This window comes from Bacillus sp. FSL H8-0534 (assembly GCF_038005885.1).
Lineage (GTDB): Bacteria > Bacillota > Bacilli > Bacillales > Bacillaceae_G > Bacillus_A > Bacillus_A pseudomycoides.
In genome coordinates this window covers 4,687,416-4,707,963 of the sequence record NZ_JBBOUC010000001.1, presented here as the reverse complement: position 1 = coordinate 4,707,963, position 20,548 = coordinate 4,687,416, and the positions used below count along the sequence as shown (strand labels likewise).

The 20,548-nt window shown below is 36.6% G+C and carries 21 protein-coding genes and 1 other annotated feature; all 21 genes read right to left on the bottom strand.

What is annotated here, in order from left to right; translation table 11 throughout:
* The 21 genes from uraA to murG all read right to left on the bottom strand — a co-directional run bounded on the left by uraA (window position 1) and on the right by murG (window position 20,473).
* Window positions 1-1,284, bottom strand: a complete 1,284-nt coding sequence (gene uraA / locus MHH71_RS24130) for a uracil permease (RefSeq protein WP_003199817.1) — start codon at window positions 1,282-1,284, stop codon at window positions 1-3.
* Window positions 1,285-1,431: 147 nt separating this feature from the next.
* Complete coding sequence (gene pyrR / locus MHH71_RS24125; protein ID WP_001156487.1) at window positions 1,432-1,974, bottom strand: bifunctional pyrimidine operon transcriptional regulator/uracil phosphoribosyltransferase; 543 nt, start codon at window positions 1,972-1,974, stop codon at window positions 1,432-1,434.
* Between the two features lie 204 nt (window positions 1,975-2,178).
* Window positions 2,179-3,087, bottom strand: coding sequence for an RluA family pseudouridine synthase (locus MHH71_RS24120; protein WP_003199814.1), 909 nt, complete (start codon window positions 3,085-3,087; stop codon window positions 2,179-2,181).
* A 4-nt stretch (window positions 3,088-3,091) separates the two neighbouring features.
* A complete protein-coding gene (lspA, locus tag MHH71_RS24115; RefSeq protein WP_018764750.1) occupies window positions 3,092-3,550 on the bottom strand; it encodes a lipoprotein signal peptidase LspA in 459 nt (152 codons plus the stop codon).
* Window positions 3,551-3,673: 123 nt separating this feature from the next.
* Window positions 3,674-4,003, bottom strand: a complete 330-nt coding sequence (locus tag MHH71_RS24110) for a molecular chaperone DnaK (RefSeq protein WP_018764751.1) — start codon at window positions 4,001-4,003, stop codon at window positions 3,674-3,676.
* Between the two features lie 226 nt (window positions 4,004-4,229).
* Window positions 4,230-6,995: an isoleucine--tRNA ligase gene (ileS2, locus tag MHH71_RS24105; RefSeq protein ID WP_033799071.1), complete on the bottom strand. Its 2,766-nt coding sequence runs from the start codon at window positions 6,993-6,995 to the stop codon at window positions 4,230-4,232.
* Between the two features lie 74 nt (window positions 6,996-7,069).
* Window positions 7,070-7,294: a binding site (T-box leader), on the bottom strand.
* A gap of 51 nt (window positions 7,295-7,345) precedes the next feature.
* Entirely contained in the window at window positions 7,346-7,852 is a 507-nt protein-coding gene (gene divIVA, locus MHH71_RS24100) for a septum site-determining protein DivIVA (protein WP_016116021.1), read from the bottom strand.
* 91 nt (window positions 7,853-7,943) lie between these two features.
* Window positions 7,944-8,717 (bottom strand): YlmH family RNA-binding protein, encoded by a 774-nt coding sequence (locus tag MHH71_RS24095; protein ID WP_006095772.1) that lies wholly within the window; start codon window positions 8,715-8,717, stop codon window positions 7,944-7,946.
* Window positions 8,718-8,732: 15 nt separating this feature from the next.
* A complete protein-coding gene (locus MHH71_RS24090) occupies window positions 8,733-8,996 on the bottom strand; it encodes a YggT family protein (RefSeq protein ID WP_003199802.1) in 264 nt (87 codons plus the stop codon).
* Between the two features lie 6 nt (window positions 8,997-9,002).
* Window positions 9,003-9,467 carry a cell division protein SepF gene (locus MHH71_RS24085; RefSeq protein WP_003199801.1) on the bottom strand — a complete coding sequence of 155 codons (465 nt, stop codon included), beginning with the start codon at window positions 9,465-9,467 and terminating at the stop codon, window positions 9,003-9,005.
* Between the two features lie 19 nt (window positions 9,468-9,486).
* Window positions 9,487-10,161 carry a YggS family pyridoxal phosphate-dependent enzyme gene (locus tag MHH71_RS24080; RefSeq protein WP_018780903.1) on the bottom strand — a complete coding sequence of 225 codons (675 nt, stop codon included), beginning with the start codon at window positions 10,159-10,161 and terminating at the stop codon, window positions 9,487-9,489.
* Between the two features lie 5 nt (window positions 10,162-10,166).
* Window positions 10,167-10,976 carry a peptidoglycan editing factor PgeF gene (gene pgeF / locus MHH71_RS24075; RefSeq protein WP_006095774.1) on the bottom strand — a complete coding sequence of 270 codons (810 nt, stop codon included), beginning with the start codon at window positions 10,974-10,976 and terminating at the stop codon, window positions 10,167-10,169.
* Window positions 10,977-11,091: 115 nt separating this feature from the next.
* Window positions 11,092-11,370, bottom strand: a complete 279-nt coding sequence (locus MHH71_RS24070) for a YlmC/YmxH family sporulation protein (RefSeq protein ID WP_016116026.1) — start codon at window positions 11,368-11,370, stop codon at window positions 11,092-11,094.
* 150 nt (window positions 11,371-11,520) lie between these two features.
* Entirely contained in the window at window positions 11,521-12,300 is a 780-nt protein-coding gene (gene sigG / locus MHH71_RS24065; protein WP_003199794.1) for an RNA polymerase sporulation sigma factor SigG, read from the bottom strand.
* 194 nt (window positions 12,301-12,494) lie between these two features.
* Window positions 12,495-13,214, bottom strand: coding sequence for an RNA polymerase sporulation sigma factor SigE (gene sigE / locus MHH71_RS24060; protein ID WP_003199790.1), 720 nt, complete (start codon window positions 13,212-13,214; stop codon window positions 12,495-12,497).
* 19 nt (window positions 13,215-13,233) lie between these two features.
* Window positions 13,234-14,151, bottom strand: coding sequence for a sigma-E processing peptidase SpoIIGA (gene spoIIGA, locus MHH71_RS24055; RefSeq protein WP_033799072.1), 918 nt, complete (start codon window positions 14,149-14,151; stop codon window positions 13,234-13,236).
* A 493-nt stretch (window positions 14,152-14,644) separates the two neighbouring features.
* On the bottom strand, window positions 14,645-15,802 hold the full coding sequence (gene ftsZ, locus MHH71_RS24050; RefSeq protein WP_003199787.1) for a cell division protein FtsZ: 1,158 nt from the start codon (window positions 15,800-15,802) through the stop codon (window positions 14,645-14,647).
* Between the two features lie 39 nt (window positions 15,803-15,841).
* On the bottom strand, window positions 15,842-17,143 hold the full coding sequence (gene ftsA, locus MHH71_RS24045) for a cell division protein FtsA (protein WP_003199785.1): 1,302 nt from the start codon (window positions 17,141-17,143) through the stop codon (window positions 15,842-15,844).
* A 401-nt stretch (window positions 17,144-17,544) separates the two neighbouring features.
* Complete coding sequence (locus MHH71_RS24035) at window positions 17,545-18,315, bottom strand: cell division protein FtsQ/DivIB (RefSeq protein WP_003199783.1); 771 nt, start codon at window positions 18,313-18,315, stop codon at window positions 17,545-17,547.
* Window positions 18,316-18,413: 98 nt separating this feature from the next.
* On the bottom strand, window positions 18,414-19,319 hold the full coding sequence (murB, locus tag MHH71_RS24030) for a UDP-N-acetylmuramate dehydrogenase (protein ID WP_033799073.1): 906 nt from the start codon (window positions 19,317-19,319) through the stop codon (window positions 18,414-18,416).
* A 50-nt stretch (window positions 19,320-19,369) separates the two neighbouring features.
* Window positions 19,370-20,473 carry an undecaprenyldiphospho-muramoylpentapeptide beta-N-acetylglucosaminyltransferase gene (gene murG / locus MHH71_RS24025; protein WP_003199778.1) on the bottom strand — a complete coding sequence of 368 codons (1,104 nt, stop codon included), beginning with the start codon at window positions 20,471-20,473 and terminating at the stop codon, window positions 19,370-19,372.
* Window positions 20,474-20,548: the final 75 nt, after the last annotated feature.

The following is a 20,548-nucleotide window of genomic DNA, read 5'->3' as shown; positions in this document are numbered from 1 at the left end:
TTATGAAGCAATCTGCTTAGATTGTTGTTTCTGTTTCATTTCAGGTAACAGTAGATTTAACAGTACGCCAACGATTGCTGCAAGCGCCATTCCTTCTACTTGGAATGATTCTCCGACACGAAGTACCGCGCCACCAATACCGATTACCAAAATCACTGATGCAATCATTAAGTTTCGTTTGTCGCTTAAGTCTGTTTTATCATCTACCATCATGCGTAAACCGCTTGATGCGATTACTCCAAAGAGTAAGATTGATACGCCACCCATAACTGGTGTTGGAATCGAGTGAATCAGTGCGGAAATCTTACCAATAAATCCGAACATAATCGCGAAGACTGCTGATCCGATGAATAAGTATACACTGTAAGCTCTCGTAATTGCCAGCACACCTATGTTTTCACCGTATGTTGTATTTGGTGGTCCACCAATTACTGATGCGATTAATGTCGCTACACCATCTCCAAAAATCGAGCGATGTAAACCTGGTTTTTCAATTAAATCTCGCTTAATAACATTTCCAAGTACGATTTGATGCCCGATATGTTCTGAAATTGTTACAAGTGCTACTGGCACCATTAAGAGTACAATCTTCCATGAAAACTCTGGCGTGTAAGTTACAAATGGTACGACAAAGTCTGGTACATCAAACCATTTCGCCTCAGCTACTGGCTTTAAGTCCACCAATCCTTGGAAGTAAGCGAAGATATATCCTCCGATAATCCCTAATAGAACTGGTATGATGCTGAAAAATCCTCTTCCGAATATAGAGCAAATGATTGTAATTGCTAGCGTTACTAATGCTACTGAGAAGTGTGTAACACTATACTTGCCACCTGCATCATTCATTGCCATATTCACTGCTGTGTGTGCTAATGCTAATCCGATAACCATTACAACTGGACCAACGACAATTGGTGGGAGTAACTTCATAATCCATGCTGATCCCGATTTCTTAATTCCAAGTGAAATTAAGATGTATACAAGTCCTGCTAGTAAACCACCAAGCATTGCTGCTCCTGGCCCTCCTGCTGTCTTCGCCGTAATAATCGGTGCGATAAACGCGAATGATGAGCCTAGATATGCTGGTACTTGACCTTTTGTTATAAGAATAAACGCGAGTGTTCCTAATCCACTGGAGATTAAAGCTACTGATGGATTCAGTCCTGTTAAAAACGGAACAAGCACTGTTGATCCAAACATCGCGAACAAATGTTGTATACTTAAAAATAACCATTTTCCGGGTTTCGGTACTTCATGAATGTCTAACACTGGCTTTTGCTCCATTGTTATATCCTCCTTCAGTTTAAAACTTTGCAATAAAAAAACTCTTTGCGCCCTATGCACAAAGAGTCCTATACTTTCATATGTCAAATTTGACATACGAAAGTCAAGACCCTTTGGCAGCCTCACAGGACTACATTTAAAAGGGCTTTACTTATCGTATATACTTACTCGATCTTGCTGATCCGTCTCTTGCAAATCAACTTCAATACGTTCTTCACTTGATGTTGGAATGTTCTTCCCTACATAATCAGCGCGAATTGGTAATTCACGATGACCTCTGTCTACAAGAACAGCTAGTTGGATTTGTGATGGTCTACCTAAATCCATAAGAGCATCCATTGCTGCTCGAACCGTTCTTCCTGTATACAATACATCATCCACAAGAATAACTTTTTTCTTCGTAATGTCCACAGGAATATCTGAACCTTTTACAAGCGGTTCTTTATTTTTTGATTGCAATGTTAAATCATCACGATATAGTGTAATGTCTAACTCGCCTACTTCTATTTCTTTTCCTTCAATTTGACCAATTCGTTCTGCTAAACGCTGTGCAATAAAAATCCCACGTGTTTTAATTCCGACAAGAACACAATTATCGACACCTTTATTACGTTCCACAATTTCATGACTGATGCGTGTTAAAGCGCGGCGAATCATTTGGTCATCTAAAACGACAGCTTTTTCTTGCATGCTCTACACCTCCAAGCTTTTTTCTTGCGTGAGAGGAATGGTATAAAAAAAGTCCTCTCAGCGTGTGCGAGAGGACTTTTGAAAAAAGGGTACAAGTACACCCTAAGTATTTCAAACCGTTACCTTCTCAACCTCACGGGGCTGTGTTAAAGGATCATTATTCAACTGTTGCTAGTATCGCAGGTTTTAATCGTTTTGTCAATACTATTTCCGTAAAACATTTAAAACTTCTTCAAATACTGCTGGAACTGGCGCCTCAAACTCGATATATTCGCCTGTACGAGGATGATCAAACCCTAAAATCCCCGCATGAAGCGCTTGTCCATTTATATCTAATGTTTTTTTCGGACCATATTTCGGATCTCCCGCAAGCGGGTATCCAATATATTTCATATGAACACGAATTTGGTGCGTACGGCCGGTTTCTAAACGACACTCTACAAGTGTAAAGTCTTTAAATCGTTCTAACACCTGAAAATGCGTAACAGCATGCTTCCCATTTTCATCAACCGTCATACTTTGGCGGTCCTTTTTATCACGGCCAATTGGAGCATCAATTGTCCCTTTATCATGTGGAATTACACCATGGACGATTGCTTTATATCGTCTTGTTACTGTTTTTGCCACAAGCTGATTTACAAGAGATTCATGTGCCATATCATTTTTAGCAACCATCAATAAGCCAGATGTATCTTTATCAATACGATGTACAATCCCTGGACGCATTACACCGTTAATACCTGATAAATCTGTACAATGATGCATTAACCCATTTACAAGTGTACCACTTGTATGTCCAGGAGCTGGATGCACAACCATGCCACGTGGCTTATTCACAACAAGCACATCTGCATCTTCATAATAAATTTCTAAATTCATGTCTTCTGGCAAAATATCAAGCTCTTCTGGATCTGGAATTGCTACTGCAATTTCATCATTTACTTTTACTTTATAATTTCCTTTAATGTCGTTTCCATTTACGGTTACAACGCCATCTTTAATCCACTGTTGTACTTGTGAACGTGACCATTCATTGTTCACTCCCGCGAGAAACTTATCAATCCGTTCGCTCTTTTGTTCTTCTGTAACTGTTACTTGTACTACTTCGCTCATTCAATTACTCCTTCATTTTCTTTCCTTCTAATAATGTTTGAATAATAATCAATACAACCCCAATACATAAAGCTGAGTCAGCTATGTTAAATACCGGATAGTTGTATGAAAAAATATACACGTGAATGAAATCCACCACTTCTTGTCTAAATACACGATCAATAAAGTTGCCAATTGCTCCGCCTAAAATAAGACCTAATGAAATCCCTAGGAGCCTATCTGTTTTTGCATACTTTTTCATATAAAATACGATAAATCCTACAAAAACAACTGTAATAATATAGAAGAACCACATTTTGTTTTCTAAAATGCCCCAGGCAGCTCCTCTATTCCGATGTGATGTTATGTATAATACATTATCGATAATCGGGATACTTGTACCTAATTCCATGTTTTTTACAATTAACCATTTCGATACTTGATCGATGGTAATGACAAATAACGCTATTAAATAATATATCATTTTCATTTCCCCCACAAAGACAGTGTACCTCAAAATTTTAGCATAGCTACGGTCTTTTCACAATGAACCTTTACGGAAGAATAAAATAAAATAAAAAAAGGTAATATAATATCGTTGTGCCTCTTAGACATTTACTTTCTCATATAAAAATTCATGAATTGTACGAGCTGTTGGCATCATTTTCATTTGCTTTACAGGAATGTATTTCCCAGTTTCCTCACAAATGCCATACATATCGATTTCCATTTTAAATAATGCTCGTTCCACATCTTTTAAATCTTCTCTTATATCATGTAAAAATAATTTCTTTTTTCCATCTTCCTTCGATTCATAGCCTAATTCCAGTCCGAATTCTACATAATAAGTTTCTATCGCTTCTTTTGCCAGTCGTTCCTGTAGTTCTTTTTTCATCAATTGTAATTCTTCTTTGATTTCCATATAGATTTCATTCACGTGTACATCCCTCCCGGCTGCAATGTACCGTTAGTGTGTCCGAAATTTTCTCGCTTACCGCTCACACATTTTTCCTTCATAGGAAAGTGCTTAAAAGTTACTTCCTCCTGCTCAACAGAAAAACTTTAAGCAGTCGAACTTTTCATACATCTGCCACATGTTAAGAAGAATCCTTACTAAATACAAAAACTGACTACCGTAATAGCAGTCAGTTTTTATCACATCATTATTTTACATAATTTTCTTTTACTACTGTTGCACAACGCTCACATAATGTTTCATGTTCAGCGTCTTTACCAATTGTTTCAGAAACAACCCAGCAACGTTCACATGTTTCACCAGTTGCCTGTGCTACAACAACAGCTGTATGCTCATATTTTGGTGCACCCGCTGGAGCTTCTTCCATTGTTCCACCAAGTTTATACTCAGAGACAATAAATAATTGTTTTAAATCTTCACTAATAGACTCTAACATTTGTTTCATTTCTGCAGTTGGATATAGGGTAATACTCGCATTTAATGATTTACCGATTACTTTTTCATTACGAGCCACTTCTAAAGCTTTTAATACGTCATCTCGAAGTGTCATAAATGCATCCCATTTTGTTTTTAACGCTTCCGCACCCTCTACTTCTACAGCTTCTGGCATATCGGTTAGCTGAACGCTTTCCTCTACAACACCAGGAACATATGGCCATACTTCATCAGCTGTATGAGGTAAGATTGGTGTTACAAGTTTTGTTAATGCAACAAGAACATCGTAAAGTACTGTTTGAATCGCACGACGGTCATGATGATTTTCTGCTTCAATGTATAAAATGTCTTTTGCAAAGTCTAAATAGAATGAGCTTAAATCAATTGTGCAGAAGTTATGAATTGCATGATATACTGCCGCAAAGTCATATGTTTCATATGCTTCTTTTACTTTTGTAATTAAGTCATTTAATTTCACTAGCATGTAGCGATCTACTTCACGTAATTCAGCTTTCGCTACTGCATCTTGACTTGGATTAAAGTCAGCTAAGTTTCCTAATAAGAAACGGAATGTGTTACGGATTTTACGATATACTTCTGCAACTTGTTTTAAAATATCATCTGAAATACGCACATCAGATTGGTAGTCAACAGAAGATACCCATAAACGTAAAATATCTCCACCTAATTGATCCATGATTTTCTTCGGTACAACAATGTTCCCGATAGATTTACTCATTTTACGACCTTCACCGTCTAATACGAATCCATGACTCAACACACCTTTGTATGGTGCTTTACCTGTTACTGCAACTGCTGTTGATAATGAAGAGTTAAACCAGCCACGGTATTGGTCAGATCCCTCTAAGTATAAATCAGCTGGACGTTGTAAGTCTTCGCGCTCTTCTAGGACAGCTTGGTGAGAAGAACCTGAATCAAACCATACGTCCATAATGTCTGTTTCTTTACGGAATTCGCCATTCGGACTAGATGGATGTGTAAATCCTTCTGGTAATAAACCTTTCGCTTCACGTTCGAACCATACGTTAGAACCGTTCTCACGGAATAGATCTGCTACGTGATTGATTGTTTCATCTGTAATAATTGGATCGCCATTCTCTGCATAGAAGACAGGAATCGGTACACCCCATGCACGTTGACGAGAAATACACCAATCACCACGGTCACGAACCATATTATGAAGACGTGTTTCACCCCATGCTGGTACCCATTTCGTTTCTTCAACAGCTTGTAATAACTCCTTGCGGAACGCTTCAATAGATGCAAACCATTGCGCTGTCGCACGGAAGATAATTGGTTTTTTCGTTCTCCAGTCATGTGGATAAGAATGCGTAATAAATGTTAATTTTAATAACGCTCCAACTTCTTCTAATTTTTCCGTAATTGGCTTATTAGCTTTATCATAGAATAGACCTTCAAATCCAGGTGCTTCACTTGTTAATACACCTTTATCATCAACTGGGCAAAGAACTTCTAATCCATATTGTTTCCCAACAAGGAAATCGTCTTCCCCATGTCCAGGTGCTGTATGTACACAACCTGTACCAGCATCTGTTGTAACGTGCTCACCAAGCATAACTAAAGAATCACGCTCATAGAATGGATGCTTCGCAACTGTATACTCAAGTTCGCTACCTTTAACTGTTTTCACAACTTCAGCATTTTCCCACTCTAACGTTTTAGAAACTGTGTCAAATAGTTCAGAAGCAATAATATATTTTTCATCATTTACTTTCACAATGCTGTATTCAAGTTCTGGATGAACAGAAATACCTAAGTTGGCTGGTAATGTCCAAGGTGTTGTTGTCCAAATGATAAATTTCTCGTCGCCCTCTAATACGTCTTTTCCGTCTTTTACAGGGAATGCCACATAAATAGATGCTGACTTTTTATCATTGTATTCAATTTCAGCTTCAGCTAAAGCGGATTCACTTGTCGGAGACCAATAAACTGGTTTTTGTCCTTTATAGATATAACCTTTTTTCGCCATTTCACCAAATACTTTAATTTGCTGCGCTTCATAAGCTGGCTCTAAAGTAATATATGGGCGATCCCAATCAGCACGCACACCAAGACGTTTAAACTGTTCACGTTGGCGATTCACTTGTTCGTATGCATACTCTGCACATAGTTTACGGAATTCTGCAACCGTCATTTCTTTACGTTTTACACCTTTATTTGTTAAAGCTTGTTCAATTGGTAAACCGTGTGTATCCCATCCTGGTACATATGGTGCACAGTATCCAGTCATTGATTTGTAACGAACAATAAAATCTTTTAATACTTTATTTAACGCATGTCCCATATGAATGTCACCATTCGCATATGGAGGACCATCATGCAGTACAAATAAAGGACGACCTTTTGTATGTTCTTGTACCTTTTCATAAATGTTCATCTCAGCCCATTTTTCTTGCATTGCAGGCTCACGCTTTGGTAAATTCCCACGCATTGGGAATTCTGTTTTCGGCATTAGTAATGTATTTTTATACTCCACGCTTAATTCCTCCTCGAATGTATAAAAGAAAGACCCTAAAAAATGGAATAAAAAAGAGACTTTCTCATCCCCAAAAAAGGGACGAGAAAGTCTCCCGCGGTACCACCCTAGTAGACCGTACACGTATGCACAAAGTCCTCTTTATATTCTTAACGCGAATATACGCCTACGCTTACTTTTTTGTTCAGCGCGGAACTCCAGGGTGATATTCCCATTTATCTCCTTATCCTGAGCTTACACCGTCCTCAGTTCGCTATATAAGGTATGAAAAAGGTACTTATCCCTATCTTCGTTTTTCTTAATAAATATGTTGTTTAAAATTATATGTAATAATGAGAAAAACGTCAAGCTTACACTGTTTCTTCTTTCTTTAATAGCTCGTCCACTTCTTCTTCTAGCTCAATTAATTTGTCCCAATCATCGTTGTTTAACATTTCAAGCTGTGCTTCTAATAACATACGGAAACGCGTACGGAATACTTTCGCTTGTTTCTTTAGCTCTTCAATATCAAATGCAACTTTTCTTGATTTTACTAAAGCTTCATTAATGATACGATCTGCATTCTTTTCTGCTTCACGTACAATTAATTTCGCTTCTTTTTGTGCATTACGCTTTACTTCTTCCGCCGCTTCTTGTGCAACAACGATAGACTTATTTAGCGTGTCTTCAATGTTAGAAAAATGATCTAATTTACCTTCTAGTTGAGCAACTTTTTCTTCTAATGCTTTTTTCTCGCGAATGACCAATTCATAATCTTTGATGATCTGATCAAGAAACTCATTTACTTGATCCTCATCATAGCCACGGAATCCGCGACCAAATTCTTTGTTATGAATATCTAATGGTGTTAACGGCACAAACGCCACCTCCAAGTAGTTATCTGAATTTTCCTCTTTTAATTATATCTTTTCTTCGACAAAATAAGGGATTTTCCTTCTAAAAAACCAATCATTTTAGTATACCATACAAAACTCGCCATTTGTCGCGTTTCGTTTTTCCTTCTACAGAAAATAATTTACTCCGGCCATATCCCCTAATTGAAAAAACATCACCCGGAAAACACTCATATGCAGTTTGTTCAACAGTTTTCCAGTTCACTTTCACAAGACCGTTTTTTATAAGCGGCTGTACTTTTTGCCGTGATAGATGAAGCATTTCAGCTAGCAGGACATCTAATCGAAGGGATGAAACAGTTCCAGACTGCTCTTTCCATTCTTCTTGCAATCGTAATACTTTGTCTGCTTGTACAGAAGAAAGTGAGACCGTCATTTTCCCTATTGATTGTAAATTCATTTCAATGTAAGAAACAATTTCTTTTGCAACTATAATTTGGGCACGATTTTCTTGAAGCAAAATATCACCACACTTTTCTCTTGTAAGACCAAGAGACATAAATGCACCTAATATTTGCCTATGTTCAAGCGTATAAAACTTGGAAGGATAGTCAATTTCTAATACTTCAACTTGGAAATCTTCTTCATTTAAATCAAGATAACTCGGATAAATAAGAGCTCTTTTCCTTTCCGCTTTTGGCTCAGCACCATAAAGACGCAAAGTAGCATCCCCTTGATTTCCAACTATCGTAGCAACAATTTGCTGCTGACGCGGATCCAGAAAATCCGTTAATTTCACTTGATGATATTCTTCAGCCACCTGTTTCCACTCTAACACTTTATCGACAAAGACCACTTCTTCGGGTCTAAAATGCTCATAGATGCTCATTCATTCAACCTCTTATTACAAGAAATAACGAAACAGACTTACTAAACCACTACTAGCCAATCTCAACGCAATAATTGCAACAATTGGAGAAATATCAATCATGCCAAAAGGTGGGATAAATCTCCGAAACGGTTCTAAATATGGTTCACAAATACGTGATAGAAAATCACCAAATGTTGATTCTCTAGCCCCTGGAAACCAAGATAGAAGGATATAGATAATAAGCGCCCAGGAATAAATCTGGATGATCCAAAGCAATGCTTGTAAAATAATCGTCATGGCGTATTACCACCTCTTTATATTTGTCTCTTCCTCTTCACCGAACAACTCAGAAATGGCCCCAACAATATCCACAGTCTCAGGTGTACAAATAAATGTTTTCGGTCCTAATTTTTGAATATCCCCGCCTATAGCGTATACAGTACCACTTAAAAAGTCAACGATACGCACAGCTTGATCTGTTGACATCCTTTGCAAATTAATGACAACCGCTCTTCTTCCCTTTAAATGATCCGCAATCCCTTGTGCTTCCGAATATGTGCGCGGTTCTAACAAAACAACTTTGGAAGATTGCTTTGCTGTTTCAATACTTACAATATTTTGTTTCGGCTGTGCTTTCGTAAGTGGAATATCCTGCTGCTCTGGTGGATCTTGTTGTTTTTTCATTTCAGCTTGCTCCTTTTCCTTTTCGTAAGCTTCTCGCTCTTCTGGAGTGTCAAAAAAGAAGTATTTTACTTTTGACCAACTCATAATAACATTCTCCTTCCTTTTATGCTTTTCCTACTAAAATCGTTCCCAAACGAATATATGTAGCACCTTCTTCAATTGCAATCGTATAATCATTTGACATTCCCATTGATAACTCTTTACACGGAGCGTATGATAATCCTAGTTCTTGTACTTGTTTTTGCAAACCACGCAATTTCTTAAAACAATGACGAATTTCGGCTTCTTCCTCAGTAAATGGTGCCATTGTCATCAATCCAACAACTTCAATTTTATCAAATTCTTGCAAAGCACGAATAAACGCAATCGTTTCCTCAGCCGCTATCCCTTGCTTTGATTCTTCAGACGATGTTTTCACTTGTACAAAACATCGAACCTGCTTTGTAGTACGCCTTTGAATTTCTTTCGCAAGTGAAATGCGATCTAATGAATGCAAATAATCAATCTCATTAATAATTTCTTTTACTTTTCTCGTTTGTAACGAACCAATGAAATGCCAATTTACTTTTGAACCAAAATGCTCATACTTCTGTAAAAAACCTTCATTACGATTCTCACCTAAATCAGTAAGTCCAGCTTCTATTACTTCATTTGTTTTTTCAATTCCTACTGTTTTTGTTACTGCAACGAGCTTAACCTCTTGTGCCGAGCGCTCTGCTCGTTCACATGCTATTTTAATTTTCTCATTTACAAATGCTAAATTCTCTTGCACTACCACTGTTTTCAATCCTCCTTAAAGCCTATGAAACTCAACATTCTTCCTGTTTTTCCCCGATCACGACGATGTGAGAAAAACAATTGTTCTTCACAGCTTGTACAAAGAGACGACATAATAATATGCTCTTCTTTTATGCCAGCTTGTATGCATAATATGCGATTGATTTCTTTTAAATCAATTGCATATTGTCCGTCTGAAATCAATTTATATGGAACATGTCCGTTTACCGCTTGTTTTGCTGCTGATAATACGCGATCATCAACTACATAACAGCAGGACCCTATGGCTGGTCCAATTGCAACATAAATCTCATGAGCTGGCACCCCTTCCGCACGCCACTTTTGAATCATTTCTTTTGCAATTTCTTTTACAGTGCCTTTCCATCCAGCATGTGCCAGTCCTATCATACCTTGTGATGGTGCATAGAAATAGAGTGGAACACAATCAGCATAACAAGATGTTAAACATACATCTCTATCAGTCGTATAAATACCATCTGTGTTTGGAATACCATCTTCATATGAATAGATTCCTCGCCCTTTTTCTTGCTGTCCTACTTTTTCAACATGATGATCATGAACTTGTTCTGAACAAATCCAATTTTCTAATGTTTTTTGTAACTTGTTCGCTAAAATACGTCTATTTTCATGAACATTTTCCATCATATCATTTACATGTAATCCTAAATTCATCGCATGAAAGGAGCCTGTACTTACTCCACCATCTTTTGTCGTAAATCCTGCAGTAATGTTTCCAAGTTCTTTCCACGCTTGTAAATACAATATACCGTCCTCATATATAAATGGTTCTCTCATAAAGCGGCTCCTTTTAATAAAATAACATAAAAAGCATGGTACTTCCTGTCTATTTTACCATACTTTTATTTTTCCATAATGACAACATAAAAAAAAGAGGAATTTGTAATATTCTTTAAGAAATTGTCGGTGTTTGTATTGATTCTGTTACAGAATTGACATGATCAGCTCTTACTAATATTACATCCTCTCCAATTTTTACAATTTGCTTCCACGGAATAACAAACTCTGCTTCTTTCCCAAATATTCCTAACATACGTGTTTGCTTTGAAATAATGACAGCTTGAATCTTCCCTGTATTCATATCAATATCGATATCGCTAATGTTTCCAAGTTTTTTTCCGTCAGAGACATTTACAACATCCTTAATTTGAAACTCTGAAATTCGTATCATTGTCATTCTCCCCTTTTATGTTGTGTAATCGATAAGTCTCCTTCTGCCAGCGGTTTCACTTTACTGTCATTATATGAACACGCAATCTTTCCTATGAACAGAATCTCGGGGCACGCAACATAAAAAGATCTCATCGTAAATGATGAGACCTTATCCTTGAATTGTTTTATTCATTTGTTTAATTGCTGATTTTTCAAGGCGTGATACTTGCGCTTGAGAAATCCCAATTTCTTCGGCAACTTCCATTTGTGTTTTCCCTTGAAAAAAACGTTTTCGGATAATCATTTTTTCGCGATCATTCAATCGTTTCATTCCTTCTTTCAACGCCAATTCTTCCACCCATTGCTCGTCCCTTTGTTTATCATCACTCAGTTGATCCATCACAAAAATAGGATCGCCCCCATCATTATAGATTGGTTCAAATAGTGATACTGGATCTTGAATGGCATCAAGTGCAAAAACGATTTCTTCATGTGTCACTTCAAGTACTTTTGCAATATCCATCGCCGTTGGTTCTTTTGAATTTTCAGCAATTAGCTTTTCTCTTACCTGTAATGCTTTATACGCAATATCTCGCAACGAACGAGAAACGCGAATTGGATTGTTATCACGCAAATATCTACGAATTTCTCCAATAATCATTGGCACAGCATATGTTGAAAATTTAACATTTTGGCTTAAGTCAAAGTTATCAATGGATTTCATAAGTCCAATGCAGCCGACTTGAAATAAATCATCAACAAATTCTCCTCTGTTGTTAAATCGCTGAATGACGCTCAGTACAAGACGTAAGTTTCCATTTACTAATTTCTCTCTTGCGCTTATCTCTCCACTTTGCATTTCTCGAAATAATTTACGCATCTCTTCATTTTTTAGTACTGGAAGTTTAGCTGTATCAACACCGCAAATTTCTACTTTGTTTCTCGTCAAAGTGTTCCCTCCTATCGGGAGTTGCTGTACAGTGTAAAGTATCTCCTTTGGAGGGAATTTTATGCATACCGTTTTTCTGTCACTTTTAATAAAAATATCATTCGTGCTTTACTCGGAAATACAACAAAACCAATCGGAATACCGATTGGTTTTGTACAATCTCCTTGATGATCTAACCTTTTAACAACGTCACTTTATACCATTTTATTAAATTCTTTTCGAAGCCTTTTTATAATTCTCTTTTCAAGTCGAGAAATATAAGACTGTGAAATCCCTAGCATATCTGCCACATCTTTTTGTGTTTTTTCTTCTCCCCCTGCAAGTCCAAAACGGAGTTCCATAATTTGTTTTTCACGATCATTCAGTTGGTGTAGTGCTTTCTTAAGAAGATGTCTGTCTACATTAGCCTCTAAATCTTTTGTAATAATATCATCATCCGTACCAAGAACATCTGATAGTAACAATTCATTCCCATCCCAATCAATATTTAATGGCTCATCAAATGACACTTCTGAACGATTTTTATTATTTCTACGTAGATGCATTAAAATTTCATTTTCTATACAACGTGATGCATAAGTCGCTAATTTTATTTTCTTTTCAGGGTTAAATGTATTCACAGCTTTAATAAGACCAATTGTTCCAATACTAATCAAATCCTCAATATTAATTCCTGTATTTTCAAATTTACGTGCTATATACACAACAAGCCGTAAGTTACGCTCAATAAGTAATGACCGTGCTGCTTGATCACCTTTTGGCAATTTATTGAGGAGTACTTCTTCTTCCTCTTTTGTTAAAGGCGGTGGCAATGCCTCACTTCCACCGATATAGTAAATTTCATCAGTCTTAATTCCAAGTTTCAGCAATACTTTATACCAAAGATATGTGAAATAAAATTTTATTTTCGTCATATTCTCCCGCCTCTCATAATTAAGCAATTGTCACTTTTGGTGATATCAACATTTTCGGATGTATAATACATTGATACTCTCCATTTGTAGATAATTGCTGTGTATTTAAGCCGATTAATACTTTATTTACGACCATATTGCTTCCTTCATGATAAATTTGAACAACATCTGGCTTAATTGCCCATAAAAATTGATGATCAACTCCTACTGCTCGAAAAGGAATTAAACGTAGTCTCGTTGCCCAACCTGAATCATTTTCTGGTATTTGTGGAATCTCTGTTTTGGAATAAATTTGTTCTATTAACCATGTTGGTAAACAATGCTCTAATGATGAAATATGCATAATCATTACCGGTGTCTTTGTTATAGGGTCATGAAGCTGATTTCCACTATCAATCAAGCCATCTAGTTTAATTTCATTTTCAACTAATCTAATATTCACTTGTACAATTTGGTCATAATGAATCTTAGTCACTTCCACATTTTCAATACGTTTTTTTGAAAAGTAATAAATAATCGGAAATCCCAAAATCACAAACATCCAACTTACTGGATCACCATAAGACATTGCTTTCGCCTGAACTAATCCATCTACCATGTCATTCGTTTGTAGGAAAAAATGAGTTCCAATTAATCCTCCTCCTACCATAAATGTTACAAAATAAAAGGTAAAAACAGTCTGTGTATAATCTCTAAAAGTAGAAAATCCAAATGCTGTATACACAATAAGTAACGAATACAATAATTTCATAATTGGGTGTGTCATCATAGAAGCAAAAGGAGTAAAGGCAAAAATAACAATTGTAGAACCAATAAATGTCCCTAGCACAAGCCTCCATCTTTTGATCTTCTTTTTCAACACAGTTGCTGTTAATAAAAGCAAAAGAAAATCAATGCAGGCGTTTAACAACCAAACAACGTCGGCGTAAACAACCAAACAATTCACCTCTTTTTTTAAGTTGAGACTAGTATAAAGCATATCCAATAGGAAAGTGTGTCAATTTGCGGAGGGGTTTTTTTGTTATTTTGCGGTTTCTAGACATAATCTGTCGTGAGGTATATATTGTGAGCTTTCTAATAATAAATTCTTCGGTTCCCTTCATCTATTTTTCTTACTTTCTATAATTTAGATGATGGTCTTACTATATAAATACAAATTGAAAAAAACGACATAAAACCTTTCTTTTTAAGTGAAAGAGTGCATCCGGCCATGCATAGAAGCGGTCAGATTAATCCTTTTCCTGCCATATGCAAGTTAAAACAAAGAGCGAAACGAGTGCTGGTCACCTTTTGTTCTTCGTAACAGCGACTTATACGTTGAAAAATCAAAAAAAATTTATATATTTATGAATAGCGAGATAAGTTTTTTTATTTTAAAATATTTAAGGTTGTGTAATAAAAAAGAAAGGAGCCCTGAGGCTCCTTTCTTTTTATCGTCTACGACGGTTACGTAAAAATGCTGGAATATCGATATCATCTGAATCTGTATTACGATCATGTACAATAGACTCTTCACGTTTCACTTCGCGTTTTACTTCACGTTGTTTTTGTGGCTGTGCTGTTGGTTGTTGCTGTTGTGCGTGATTTGTAGTCGCCGTTGAACGTACAAATGTTTTTGGCGGCTGAACTGTAACACTATCATCAAAACCAGTTGCAATTACAGTAACAACAATTTCATCTTTTAAACTCTCATTAATTACAGAACCGAAAATCATATTCACTTCTGGATCTGAAGCTGAAGCAACGATATCTGCCGCTTCTTGCACTTCATATAAACTTAAGTTTGTGCCCCCAGTAATATTCATAAGAACACCTTGTGCACCATCGATAGATGTTTCTAATAACGGACTAGAAATTGCACGTTTTGCTGCTTCTGCTGCACGGTTTTCACCAGTTCCAACACCAATACCCATTAATGCAGAACCTTTATTAGACATAATTGTTTTTACGTCTGCAAAGTCTAAGTTAATAAGACCAGGTGTAGCAATTAAATCGGAAATACCTTGTACACCTTGTCGTAATACGTTATCCGCTTCGCGGAACGCTTCAAGCATTGGTGTATTTTTATCTACAATTTCTAAAATACGATCATTCGGTATAACAATGATTGTATCTACATTATCTTTAAATGCTGTAATCCCAGATATAGCTTGCGTCGCACGTTTGCGACCTTCGAATGTAAATGGACGTGTTACAACACCAACTGTTAACGCGCCTAGTTCTTTTGCGATTTGTGCAATAACTGGAGCTGCACCCGTACCAGTTCCACCGCCCATACCAGCTGTTACAAAGACCATATCTGCACCACGAAGTGCTTCTTGGATTTGTTCTTTACTTTCTTCAGCGGCTTTTTTCCCTACCTCAGGATTTGCGCCGGCACCAAGTCCACGCGTTAATTTTCCGCCAATTTGCATTTTCGTTTCAGCTTTTGATAAATTTAATGCTTGCGCATCAGTGTTCACAGCAATGAAATCCACACCTTGTACACCGTGCTCAATCATACGGTTTACAGCGTTATTTCCGCCACCGCCGACACCGATAACTTTTATGCTCGCTAATTGATCTTGAGTAGTATCAAACTCTAACATGTCGAAATCCCCCTAGAACCTCATTTTTCGTGTGCAATTTTAATCCCATAAATAGCGGAATACACGTTTTACTTTTGACATCATACGCTCATTGTCTTCATTATTTTTGCTTTGCTTACGCGTTGTTTGTTTTACAGGTTGCTGCTGTACCGGCATTGGTGCTGGTACAGGTTCAAAATGCTCTTCCTTTTCCTGAACATTTTTTCCGCGCAATTTCGCTTTTTGATAAGAATGTTTAATTAATCCGACTCCAATTGTATACTGTGGTTCACGAACGCCAATATAATCTGGAGTGGCTATACGAACATTTTCATGTAAAATATCATATGCAAGATCAAGAACACCCGGCATAGAAGCAATCCCACCAGTAAGTACATAACCAGACGCTACTTGTTTTACTCCTAGCTTCCGGACCTCTTCTTGAACAAACATCAAGATTTCCTCTACACGTGCCTCAATAATATCAGATAACTCTAGTTGTGAATATTGTTCTGTTTGATCGCTTCCCATAATAGGAACCGTAAACACTTCTTCTTCAGATGCAGTATCATAAAAAGCATGTCCATATTTCAGCTTAATTTGATCCGCACTTTCAGTTGAAGTTTTAAGTCCTATAGCGATATCCTTCGTTATATGATCTCCACCTAAAGGCAATACACTTGTTGCTTGTAACTCTCCATCTTGAAAAATCGATAAGGTTGTAGATCCTCCGCCAATATCAACAAGGGCTACACCTCTATTTTTCTCATCAGAAGATAAAGCAACCGTTGCAGCTGCTAAAGGTTGCAGACAAATATCAACAATTTCAAGGCCCGCTTTTTCCACACAACGTAGTAAATTATGTAATAACGTTCTTGAGCCTGTAATTAACGTGCCTTCCATTTCTAATCTTACACCAATCATCCCGCGTGGATCGTTAATCTCATCAAGACCGTCTACTATGAATTGTCGAGGCACCACATCAATAAATTCACGTTCAGGAGCAATTGATACAACTTGTGCTGCATCCAGAACGCGTAAGACATCTTCATTTCCAATTTCACGATCTTCATTTGAAACAGCGACAACTCCGTGACAAGGAAGAAGCTGCACCTGATTTGCATTCACACCTACAACAACTTGTTCAATGTGAATTCCTACCATACGCTCAGCTTGTTCAATTGCTTTTTTGATTGATCGAACAGTTTCGTCTATGTCAACTATGGAGCCCTTTTTCAAACCATTTGATTTTACGTTTCCAACACCAATAATGTTTAAACCATCATTAACCATTTCACCAATGATGACTTTAACATTGGATGTACCGATGTCAAGACTAACATATATTTCATTGCTGTTCATTCTTTGGCACCTCCTTCTTTATTTATACCATACAGGTCAATATATGGAACAACAATCGCAGCTTTACTATTTATAAGAAAAATATTCAACGTCTTTATGCGTTTCCCTTTTTTAACCCTATATTTTTCTTATTTTTATTTAACATTCACTTATTGCAATCACAGTAATCTGTGAATGACTGCTTTATCTTTGAAATAACTCGATTTCAAATGCAAAGATTATCGCCAAATATAAGTCTACACTAAGATGTACTCATAGAAAAGCTAAACTTGTACCAATCCTAGCATGAATCGAAGAAAATCTAGTTATTTTTCACCAAATTAATCATAATTGTAATGAAATTTACACATAGAAAAACACACTTGTCGTTATTGTATTTGAAAAGAAATAAAACTACTACTCTACTGCTTTTTTTCTTCATTATCTAAATATTTAAAGTATGCGCCAACTTCTAAATCAATTAGGGCTTTTCTACCCGACTCTATATTTTTTATAATAAGTGGATATGCTTCCATACGCTTCGCAAAATCTTGTATAGTTGTACTCACTTCATAACCTTCATTCATATACAAAGTAAGATGGTCTTCATTTGAATTCGTTGGAGCATAATGAATTTCAGAAATAGATCTGAGAATAGTCGGAGTTAATTTTTCTAGCTCTTCAATTAACTCTTTCATTTTCTCTTCTTTAAATGGTTCAAAAATCGGAGCTGCGACAGGTAATTTCCCGTTCGGAAGCACGTCAAGTGTTTTACCATTTTCTAGAAGTGGTTGTAACTTTCCACCTTTGTTTATATAACCTATCGTTACATACTCTTCAATGTGAATGTCAATTTTATTTGGAAAACGTTTTTTGACATTTACTTTCTTAATTTCATTTCGTTTTGTTAAATTCTCTTCAGCCTTATGTGCTGTCACTCGAAAATAACTCGTGTCATATGTAACTCCAGATTCCTTCATGACTTGTTCATCTGTCATATAATGATTTCCTAGAACACTTATCTTTTTTATATTACTAAGTGGAGACCGAAAATAAATTAAAAAAAGTACTAATAAAAATAAAATCGATACATATAAAATTAATCTCTGATTGACAGGTTTTTTATTCTTCTTTTTTTGATTCTTTAGTTTTGGTACACGATCTTGTAGTTTAATCACTTTACTATTTTTCATGTACGATCCCCCTATGTAACATAAAGAACGGCATGTTACGCATGCCGTTCTTATCTTCTTATTATACCATAAATGATAATGAGCGGAACAAATAACAGCTACCTTCCAATAATTTCCACTTCTGTATGCATATCTACACCAAATTTTTCTTTAATTGTTTTTTTGACAAATGCAATTAAATCCAGCACATCTTGTGCTGATGCAGATCCTGCATTGACAATAAAGTTTCCATGCATTTCGGAAATTTTCGCACCGCCAATTTGATGACCACGTAGACCTGCCCTTTCGACTAAATCTCCAGCGAAATTTGGTAGTGGATTTCTAAATATACTACCGGCACAAGGATGATTCCATGGCTGAGTTTCACGACGATAGTCTTTATTCTTTTGCATTACACCAACTATTTCTTCACGATTTCCTTCTTTCAACTGCAATTTTGCTTCTACTACAATGCCAGGACGCTTTGTTTGTAAAACAGAAGTACGATAAGAAAATCCCATCTCTTCTTTTGTTAACCACTTCATTGTACCATCTTCAAACATAATACGCGCGCTCATCAAAATTTCTGACATATCTGATTTATGTGCACCGGCATTCATATATACTGCTCCACCGACACTTCCTGGGATACCACTAGCAAACTCTAATCCAGCTAGACCTTGGCGACTAAGTAGTGTTGACAACTTAATAAGAGGATATCCTCCTCCAACTCGTACAGTAGTTCCTTCTACTTCTAAGTGATCTAATCCTTCTCCTAAACGAATTACAACACCTTCAATACCTTTATCAGATACTAGAAGATTAGAACCACGTCCAATTGCTGTCCACTTTGTGTTATATTTCTTTACTAAATCTAAAGTATTCTCCACACCAGCAACACTACTTGGCACGATTAGAATATCAGCTGGCCCACCTATTTTCATAGTTGTATAACGAGCTAACGCTTCATTTTCTAACACTTTACCAACTTCTGCTTCGATAAGTTCCTTTGCTAATTGTTTCATGATGATCTCCCCCATATTAAATCTCCGTATTACAGTAGTATGCAGGGCATTCACCTAACGTTATTTTGTACAAGTTTTTTCATCACTTCAAATAACTTATTTGCTGCATCCGGAATCCCTAACTGCGTAGCAGCTAGTTTCATGTTTTGTAATGTTTGTGTATTTAATAGAATTTCATCAATATCATGAAGAAGAGCTTCAGCAGTTAAATCTTTTTCAAGAAGCATTTTTGCTGCTCCCTTATCGACAACAGATCTCGCGTTTTTCTCTTGATGATTATTTGTCACATAAGGACTCGGAATTAAAATACTTGGTTTTCCTAACGCTGTTAACTCTGCTAATGTTGTAGCACCAGCACGTGAAACGACAAGATCCACACCAGTAAGTACCTCTGGCATATTATGAATAAACGGTTTAATGATTACATTATCCGGATTCCCTTTTTGTTTTATAGCCTCCATGACTTTATCATAATGCACTTCACCTGTGATATACAATACTTCATAATTTTTGTTACCAAATTGTTCAATTGCTGCCACAAACGCATCATTAATCGGTCTTGCCCCGCGACTTCCACCAAAAATAAGCACAGATTTTTTAGAAAGAGATAATCCAACAGAACGCTTCCCTTTCATGCCATTTTGGTTCATTACTTCTGATGCACGCGGATTTCCTGTCATGACAACTTTCGACTTTGGGAAATGTTCAGATGCCGCTTCAAAACAAACAGCTACCTTATCCACATAGCGACTTAAAAATTTATTGGTTACACCAGGTACACTATTTTGTTCATGTACAATTGTAGGAATCCCTAATTTCGCCGCCGCATAAACGACTGGACCACATACATAGCCTCCTGTACCAATTACAACATCTGGATTGAAGCGACGAATATATCGTTTACTATCTTGTACACCTTTTAGAAAACGCATCACTGTTTTTACATTATCAAGGGATATTTTCCGTTTAAATCCACTAATGACAATCGATTGAAATGGTATCCCTGCTTTTGGAACAATTGTACTTTCTAATCCATTTTCCGTACCAATGTATAGAAATCTTGCTTCAGGATGTAGTTTTTTTATTTCTCTAATTAACGCAAGAGCTGGATATATATGACCTCCCGTGCCACCACCACTAACTAATACTCGCACTACAAATTCCTCCGCTTCTCTGTTCTAAATTCAATTTTATATATTCATATATTTATAATATATTTTCCGTTTTCT